The 6,443-nt window shown below is 69.0% G+C and carries 5 protein-coding genes; all 5 read left to right on the forward strand.

The window, feature by feature from the left end; all coding sequences use genetic code 11:
* The first annotated feature begins 128 nt into the window (after window positions 1–128).
* The 5 genes from AC6H2I_RS12280 (at window position 129) to AC6H2I_RS12300 (ending at window position 6,394) form a co-directional block, all read left to right on the forward strand.
* Window positions 129–2,912, forward strand: coding sequence for an ATP-dependent DNA helicase (locus tag AC6H2I_RS12280; protein ID WP_497500933.1), 2,784 nt, complete (start codon window positions 129–131; stop codon window positions 2,910–2,912).
* Between the two features lie 101 nt (window positions 2,913–3,013).
* Window positions 3,014–3,607 carry a DUF6088 family protein gene (locus tag AC6H2I_RS12285; protein WP_497500925.1) on the forward strand — a complete coding sequence of 198 codons (594 nt, stop codon included), beginning with the start codon at window positions 3,014–3,016 and terminating at the stop codon, window positions 3,605–3,607.
* Entirely contained in the window at window positions 3,600–4,616 is a 1,017-nt protein-coding gene (locus AC6H2I_RS12290) for a nucleotidyl transferase AbiEii/AbiGii toxin family protein (RefSeq protein ID WP_497500926.1), read from the forward strand. The genes AC6H2I_RS12285 and AC6H2I_RS12290 overlap by 8 nt, the downstream gene beginning before the upstream one ends.
* 200 nt (window positions 4,617–4,816) lie before the next feature.
* A complete protein-coding gene (locus AC6H2I_RS12295; RefSeq protein WP_497500927.1) occupies window positions 4,817–6,115 on the forward strand; it encodes a hypothetical protein in 1,299 nt (432 codons plus the stop codon).
* Window positions 6,116–6,136: 21 nt separating this feature from the next.
* Window positions 6,137–6,394, forward strand: coding sequence for a hypothetical protein (locus AC6H2I_RS12300; protein WP_497500928.1), 258 nt, complete (start codon window positions 6,137–6,139; stop codon window positions 6,392–6,394).
* The last annotated feature ends 49 nt before the right edge of the window (window positions 6,395–6,443 follow it).

Consider the following 6,443-nt stretch of genomic DNA (forward strand, 5'->3'; position numbering starts at 1 on the left):
TCCGTGCCGAAGGTCCAGGCCAAGGTCGGGTGTGGCGGGGCGCCGGTCAACCCTTCCGTGCCGTGGCCGGAGCGGCACCCCTCGTGGCACTCGCTTTGCTCCACGCCGCTTCCCTATACTCCGCGGCCATGACCATGGCCCCCGTTCCCGCCGGCTTCCGAGCCCTTGCCGAGGCGCCCGCCATCGTGGCCGGGCCGCGGCAGGTGGTGTGGCTGAGCGCCGATGGCGAGGTGGAGGTGGTGACCCCGGCCCAGGCGGCGGCGCGGGTGCGCCGGACCCCGGCCATCCTCTGCCACGCCCGCGCCGTCGCCCGACGCCTCGGCCTCGCCGAGCCGGTGCCGTCCCTGGACGTGCTGGAGCTGTTCGCCTTCGTGAAGCCGGCCAGCTTCTGCGTGCCGACGCCGCGCGGCCTGGCCGAGGCGCTGGACCTGCCGGCGCCGAGCGGCGCCGAGGGCGAGGCGCTGGCGCTCCAGCGCGCGGTGCGCCGCCTGCTCGGCCTGCTGGCCGCACCCGACCGGGCCGACGCGGCGGAGGCGGTGGCGGTGGCCTGGGAGATGGGCCGCGCCGGCTGGCCGTGGGCGCCGCCGGTCCTGGCGGCGCTGGGCCACCCCGAGGGGCCGCAGCGCGGCCGGGCGCTCGACGGGTTCCGCGTCTGGAACCGGCTGAAGGAGTGGCAGGAGGGCGCGCCGGAGCCGCCGCCGCGCCAGCTCCCGGTCGAGCCGGAGGAGGCGCGCCGCCGCCTCGCCGAGATGTTGAGCGCCGTGGTGGCGGGCAAGCACACCGAGCCGCGCCCCCAGCAGGCCGACTACGCCAGCGCCGTTGCCGCCGCCTTCGCCCCGCGCCCGGCGCCGGAGACCCCCAACGTGGTGCTGGCGGAGGCCGGCACGGGCGTGGGCAAGACGCTGGGCTACCTCGCCCCGGCGACGGTGTGGGCGCAGAAGAACGGCGGCACGGTGTGGATCTCCACCTTCACCCGCAACCTGCAGCACCAGATCGACGCCGAGCTGGACCGCCTGTTCCCGGACCCCGCCGACAAGGCGCGCCGCGTGGTCGTGCGCAAGGGGCGGGAGAACTACCTGTGCCTGCTGAACCTCGAGGACGCGGTGCGCGGCCTGTTCGCCTCGCCCCACGCCGCGACGGCGGTGGGGCTGATGGTGCGCTGGGCCGGCGCCACCCGCGACGGCGACCTCACCGGCGGCGACTTTCCGGGCTGGCTGGTCGACCTGCTGGGCCGCCAGCACACGCTGGGCCTGTCGGACCGCCGCGGCGAGTGCATCTACTCGTCCTGCGACCACTACGCCAAGTGCTTCATCGAGAAGAGCGTGCGCCGCGCCCGCAAGGCCGAGGTGGTGATCGCCAACCACGCCCTGGTGATGGTCCAGGCGGCGCTGGGCGGCGGCGACGAGATGGCGCTGCCCACCCGCTACGTCTTCGACGAGGGGCACCACGTCTTCGATGCCGCCGACAACGCGTTCTGCGGTCATCTCACCGGCCGCGAGGCGCACGAGCTGCGGCGCTGGCTGGTCGGGGCGGAGGGCGACGGCGGGCGCAGCCGGGCGCGCGGCCTGAAGCGCCGGCTGGAGGACATCGTCGCCGGCGACGGCGAGGCGGAGGCGCTGCTCGACGCGGTGCTGGAGGGGGCCCGCGCGCTGCCCGGCGAGAGCTGGGCGGCGCGGCTCGGCGCCGGCAACCCGCAGGGCCCGACCGAGCGGTTCCTCTTGATGGTGCGCGAGCAGGTGCGTGCCCGGGCGCCCGGCCAGGACGGCCCCTACAGCCTGGAGGCCGACACCGGCGCGCCGGTGGACGGGCTGGTCGAGGCGGCCGATGCGCTGGAGTCGGCTCTGGGCCGCCTGGAAACGCCGCTGACCGGGCTGGCCCGGCGCCTCGCCCAGCGCCTGGAGGACGACGGGGCGGCGGAGCTCGACCCCGACCAGCGTCGGCGCATCGACGCCCTGGCGCGGAGCCTGCAAAAGCGCGGCGCGCTGACGGTCGAGGCGTGGCGCTCCATGCTGCGGGCCTTGAAGGCCGCCCCGCCCATCCAGTTCGTCGACTGGTACGCGCTGGAGCGCCAGGACGGCCGCGACGTGGACGTCGGCCTCTATCGGCACTGGATCGATCCCACCGTTCCCTTCGCCGAGGCGGTGGGCGCCCAGGCCCACGGCATGGTGGTGACGTCGGCGACGCTGACCGACGGCACCGGCGACCTCGCCCTGGACTGGCGGGCCGCCGAGGACCGCAGCGGCGCCAGCCATCTGCCGCGCGCCGCGCTGCGCGCCCAGGTGCCGTCGCCCTTCGACTACCCGGCGCGCACCCGGGTGCTGGTGGTCACCGACGTGCGCAAGGACGACCTGGGCCAGGTGGCGGCGGCCTACCGCTCGCTGTTCCTGGCGGCCGGCGGCGGCGGCCTCGGCCTGTTCACCGCCATCAGCCGGCTGCGCTCGGTCTACGACCGCATCGTCGCGCCGCTGGACGAGGTGGGGGTGCCGCTCTATGCCCAGCACGTCGATCCGCTGGACGTCGCCACCTTGATCGACATCTTCCGCGGCGAGGAGCACGCCTGCCTGCTGGGCACCGACGCGGTGCGCGACGGCGTCGACGTGCCGGGCCGCAGCCTGCGCCTCATCGTCTTCGACCGGGTGCCGTGGCCCCGCCCCGACATCCTGCACCGCGCCCGGCGCGACGCCTTCGGGCGCCGCCGCTACGAGGACATGATCGCCCGGCTGCGCCTGAAGCAGGCGTTCGGCCGGCTGGTCCGCCGCGCCGACGACATGGGCGTCTTCGTCCTGCTCGACCCGATGATGCCGAGCCGCCTGTTCGGCGCCTTCCCCGAGGGGGTGGAGGTGCGCCGGGTCGGGTTGAAGGAGGCGGTGGAGGTGACGCGCGCCTTCCTGCCCGCGCCGGCCGGGGAGTGACGCTGGCTTGGTGCAGCCGCCGATCGCCTCGGCCTCTCCAGGCGGCCGGCCGGGTTGAAAACTGTCAGAAAACCGCTTAGGGTTCTGACAGGAGAATGGCGATGCAGCGGTTGGCCGAACGGATTCTCGCGCATGCCGACGGGGTGCCGGAAGGCACCCCCTTAGCGGCCAAGAGCCTGCTCCATCTCGGCGATCGAGCTGCGGTGGACCAGGCTTTGTCGCGTCTGACCAAGCGGGGTCAACTGATCCGGGCCGGGCGCGGCGTCTACCTCCGTCCCATCACGAGCCGGTTCGGCACGAGGGCTCCCTCCGTCCAGCAGGCTGTCGAGGCGCTCGCCAGCCAGCGCGGCGAAGTCATCGTTTCGAGCGGGGCGGCGGCGGCCAACATGCTGGGCCTGACCACCCAGGTGCCGGTCCGGTCGGTCTATCTGACGTCCGGCCGCAGTCGAACGATGACACTCGGCAAGCAGGTCGTCGAACTTCGTCACGCGCCGCGTTGGCAGCTGGCCTTGGGTCACGGGCCGGCTGGCAAAGCGGTGCGGGCGCTGGCCTGGCTTGGGCCGGAGAAGGCGGACGCCGCCTTGAAAACATTGAAGCGGGTGCTGCCGCCGTCGGCCTTTGGCGAACTGGTGGCGGCCGCGCCGCAGCTTCCGACTTGGCTCGCACGCAGTGTGGGCAAGGCGGCGCATGGCTGACGACTTCCTCCTCCTCCCGGTCGCCGACCGGCGCGACGCGCTCGGCGTCGCGGCCGATCGATCCGGGCGACCGGCGCACCTTCTCGAGAAGGATGTGTGGGTGGTGTGGGCGCTCGCCACGCTCTATGGATCGGCGCTCGGCGAGCATCTGGTGTTCAAGGGGGGCACGTCGCTGTCGAAGGCCTATGGGGTCATTCGGCGCTTTTCCGAGGACGTCGACCTGACCTACGACATCCGGGCGATCGTGCCCGATCTTGTGGACGGCAACGGCGAGGCGCTGCCGAAAACGCGCAGCGAGGAGAAGCGCTGGTCGAGCGAGGTGCGCAAGCGCCTGCCGGAGTGGGTGGCGGGGGTCGCGCGGCCGGTCATCGCCGACGCGGTGACCGCGCAGGCGTTGACCGCGACGATTCGTGTCGAGGGCGAAACGCTGTTCATCGACTATGAGGCGACGGCGGCAAGCTCCGGCTACGTGGTGCCGAGCGTGATGCTGGAGTTCGGCGCTCGATCGACGGGCGAGCCGGCACGAGTGCGGAATATCGTCTGCGACGCGACGGGCTTCGTCGAAGGCGTGACCTTTCCGGTGGCACAGCCCCGCGTGATGCACGCCGAGCGAACCTTTTGGGAAAAGGCTACGGCCATCCATGTGTTCTGCCTGCAGGAGCGGCTTCGCGGGGATCGCTTCGCACGACACTGGCATGATGTTGTGCGGCTGGATGCGGCCGGTCTTGCGCAATCGGCTTTTGCGGATCGCGCGTTGGCGAACGCGGTCGCGCGCCACAAGAGCATGTTCTTCGCCGAGAAGGCCGCCGATCGCAGTCCGATCGACTACCTGGCGGCGGTGAACGGCGGTTTACAGCTGGTGCCCGACGGCGACGCCGCCAAGGCATTGCAGGAAGACTATGACCGCATGGTCGAGGACGGGTTGCTACTGGACGACGCGGAGTCCTTCGAGACGTTGACGGCGCGCTGCGCCGATATCGCCGCGCGGGCCAATCGCGCGGGCACGTAGTGGGGGAGGCGAATGTTAAGTCGAGGATCAGAATGGCGTAGATGGGAACCACATATTCATGCGCCGGGGACATTGCTGAACAATCAGTTCCGAGGTCCCACAGCATGGGATGACTATCTTGCCGCGTTAGAGAGGGCCGTACCGCCCATCGAGGCAATTGCCGTCACCGACTACTACGTCACTGATGCCTACCAAGAGTTGTGAGGCACAAAGCGGCGGGTCGGCTGCCTGCCGTCAAGCTGATCTTCCCAAATGTCGAGCTGCGACTCGACGTGGCCACTGCTAAGGGTGGCTTCGTCAATCTCCACCTGTTTGTCAGTCCGGAGGATACCAATCACGTTGAGGAACTGCAGCGGTTTCTGTCACGCCTGCAATTCGACGTTATGCAGGATAGATTCGACTGCACGCGCGCGGACCTCATAAGGCTTGGAAAGAAAGCCGACCCCAATATCACTGATGACGTTGCTGCACTTGCCTATGGAGCCAACCAGTTCAAGGTTAACTTCCAGGGGTTGCGTGATGTGTTTTCGAAAAGCGGATGGGCGGAGAAGAACATCCTGATTGCGGTTGCGGGTGGCGCTACAGACGGAATGTCGGGGGTGCGGGAGGCGGCGGACCAGACGATCCGGCGTGAGATCGAGGGATTCGCACACTTGATTTTTGCGAGCAGCCCTGCGCAACGCGAGTTCTGGCTGGGCCAGAGGAGTCTTGGCCCCGAAGAGATGCGCGCTCGATACGGTGGGTTGAAGCCTTGCCTGCACGGGAGCGACGCGCATAAGCTCGACGATGTGGCCTCACCGTTCGGCGACCGGTTCTCCTGGATCAAGGGTGGATTGGAGTTCGATGCCCTACGCCAGGCATGCATCGATCCGAGCGGCCGTGCGCATGTGGGCGCCGAGCCGCCGACATCGGCAACGCCATCACAGGTGATTTACGGAATCGAGATTCTAGATGCACCGTGGATGACGACGCCGGTCATTCCGCTCAACCCTGGACTGGTCGCTATCATCGGCGCCCGAGGATCCGGCAAGACCGCGCTTGCAGACATAATTGCGGCAGGATGTGATTCCGTTTCGGACGAGGCTTGGAATGCTGACGAATGGGCCAACCCGTCTTTTCTCGTTCGTGCCCGGCCCCTTGTCGGGGATGGCAAGGTAAAGGTGCATTGGGCATCTGGAGATCCGAGCGTCCGGGCACTTGATGGCTCTGATGCGAATGGGCCGTTTAGCTATAAGCGCGTCCGGTATCTGTCGCAGCAATTCGTAGAAGAGTTGTGCTCATCGAGCGGACTGACCGATGGACTCTTGCGCGAAATCGAACGCGTGATCTTTGAGGCCCATCCGGACGACGCGCGGGACGGTACTCTTGACTTCGCCGAGCTTCTTGAACACCGCGCGTCACGCCATCGCCTTGCACGAGAGCGCGAAGCAGATGCCGTGGCGCAGATTTCCGAGCGAATCAGCACAGAGCTGGAGAAGGAAAAGCTGATTGGGACTTAGGAGGGGCAGATTGCGCAAAAGATGAAGCTTGTCGACGCTTACACGGCAGATCGGGCCAAGCTCGTATCGGCCGGCAGCGAAAAGCGGGCTGAGCGTCACACCGAGCTGGCGGGAGCCGCAAACCGAATACGAGCGAAGCTGCGCCAGTTCGCCGGCCAGCGGCAGACCTTTCTCGCATTGCAGGACGAGGTGAACGACCTGCGGCGTAACCAGGCTCCTGAGAGTCCGTTTGACAACCCTATCTGTGGCAGACTCGCCGGAGTAGCAGGCTCGCCATAGCGAGTTGAATCATGCCGCCGGAGACGTCGATCCTGGCTTCGTAGTCGCG

It is taken from the genome of Azospirillum sp. NS33, assembly GCF_059703765.1.